The 2020-nt window shown below is 60.3% G+C and carries 2 protein-coding genes; one reads left to right on the top strand and one right to left on the bottom strand.

What is annotated here, in order from left to right:
• Positions 1-2 precede the first annotated feature (2 nt).
• Positions 3-1259 (top strand): branched-chain amino acid ABC transporter permease, encoded by a 1257-nt coding sequence (locus A2I95_RS33820; protein WP_291736849.1) that lies wholly within the window; start codon positions 3-5, stop codon positions 1257-1259.
• Positions 1260-1368: 109 nt separating this feature from the next.
• Here the strand turns inward: A2I95_RS33820 and A2I95_RS33825 are convergent.
• Positions 1369-2020 (bottom strand): helicase HerA-like domain-containing protein (locus tag A2I95_RS33825; RefSeq protein ID WP_291736851.1); only part of this gene is annotated, 652 nt, incomplete at its 5' end.

The raw sequence follows: 2020 nt of genomic DNA on the forward strand, positions 1-2020 counted from the left end.
GCATGACCGATTTCCTGTTCTTTTCCGGCTCCTGGAACTCGGCGCTGGTGATCCTCAACATGGGGCTGATTTCGGCCATCATGGCGATCGGGGTGAACATCCAGTGGGGCTTTGCCGGGCTGTTCAACGTCGGCATCATGGGCTTTACCGCGCTTGGGGGGCTGGCCGTGGTGCTGACCTCCACGCCGGTGATCCCCGCAGCCTGGACGTCGGGAGGCGTCAGCATTGTGATGGCACTGGTCATGGGTGCCATGACCGTGGTTGCCGGGGTAATGATCACTAAATTCATGGCCCCAGGCAAACTGCGCGCGTTGGTGCTGGCTGGTATGATGATCGCGGGTTTCTTTGTCTACCGGGCGATCTTTGATCCGGCGGTTGGTGCGGTTGAAGCGATCAACCCCGCACTGCAAGGCAACATCGGCGGTCTGGGCCTGCCGGTTCTGCTGGCCTGGCCTGCGGGCGGGTTGCTGGCTGCGGGTGCGGCCTGGTTAATCGGGAAAACCGCTTTGGGCCTGCGGTCGGACTATCTGGCGATTGCCACACTGGGCATTGCCGAAATCATCATTGCTGTGCTCAAGAACGAGGACTGGCTGTCGCGCGGTGTGAAGAACGTAGTCGGCCTGCCCCGTCCCCTGCCTTATGAAGTGGATCTGCAGAACGATCCGGGTTTCGTTGAGAGCGCTGCGGGATTTGGTCTCGACCCGGTTCTTGCCTCGACCATTTATGTCAAGGCCGGCTATGCGCTGATGTTCACCGCGGTGCTGCTGGCGCTGTTGTGGATGGCGCAGATGGCGTTGAAAAGCCCCTGGGGCCGGATGATGCGTGCAATCCGCGACAACGAGACCGCGGCCGAGGCAATGGGCAAGAACGTGACCCGCCGCCATCTGCAGATCTTCGTGCTGGGATCCGCCATCTGCGGCATTGCCGGCGCAATGATGACCACACTGGACAGCCAGCTGACGCCGGGTACCTACAACCCGCTGCGTTTCACCTTCCTGATCTGGGTGATGGTGATCGTCGGCGGTTCCGGCAACAACTTCGGCGCAGTTCTGGGCGGCATGCTGATCTGGTTCTTCTGGATCAAAGTGGAGCCGATGGGCATCCTGTTGATGGAGTTTGTCACCTCCGGCATGGACGAGGGCAGCGCCCTTAAGACCCACCTGTTGGAAAGCGCCTCGCACATGCGGCTGTTCACGATGGGCCTGATATTGCTGCTGGTTCTCAGATTCAGCCCGCGCGGGCTGATCCCTGAAAAGTAAAACAAGCGCCGCCCTGGAGGTCCGGGCGGCGCTTTTGGCTTCTTTCTGGTGAAAAATACTCCCGCCGGAGGCATGGGTTTGGCGCAAAGCCAAACCCGTTTTTCTTTGCTCAGCGCCCTTTGAACAGGCTGCCTAGAATGCCGCGGACAATCCGGCGCCCGGTCGTGCCCTTCAGCTCCTTGATCACCGCTTCAGACATTGCCGAGGTGAAGGTATCTTTTTTCCGGAAAGCTTTTGCAGAAGACCGGCTGACCCTTGAACCGGAATACCGGCGGGCGGCGTTGAATTCCCGCGCCATCGGCTGGGGGGCCTCATCTGCTGCGACCTCGGAGGTTTCCGCATCCTGCGCCGCTGTCTGCGCGCGCTGTGCCAGAATTTCATATGCAGACTGCCGGTCCAGCGGATTGTCGTATTTCCCTGCCATGTCCGAAGCTTCCAGCATGGCCGCCCGCTCCTGCGGTGTAACCGGTCCGAGTTGGGTACTTGGAGGGCGGATCAGCGTGCGTTCTACCACGCCTGGCACGCCTTTTTTTTGCAGCATAGAGGTGACGGCTTCCCCGACTCCAACTTCGCGAATAGCCTCCCCGGTGGAAAAACGCGGGTTCTCGCGGTAGGTTTCCGCCGCCAGTTTCAGATTCTTGCGGTCCCTGGCGGTAAAAGCCCGCAGCGCGTGCTGAATGCGATTGCCAAGCTGGCCGAGAATATCCTCCGGCACATCAGCCGGATTCTGGGTGATGAAGTAGATCCCAACTCCTTTGGAC

Source organism: Leisingera sp. F5, assembly GCF_001593695.1.

Coding starts and splice junctions, on each gene's coding strand:
- A2I95_RS33820 (WP_291736849.1), top strand. CDS start 3: ATGACCGATTTCCTGTTCTTTTCCGGCTCCTGGAACTCGGCGCTGGTG.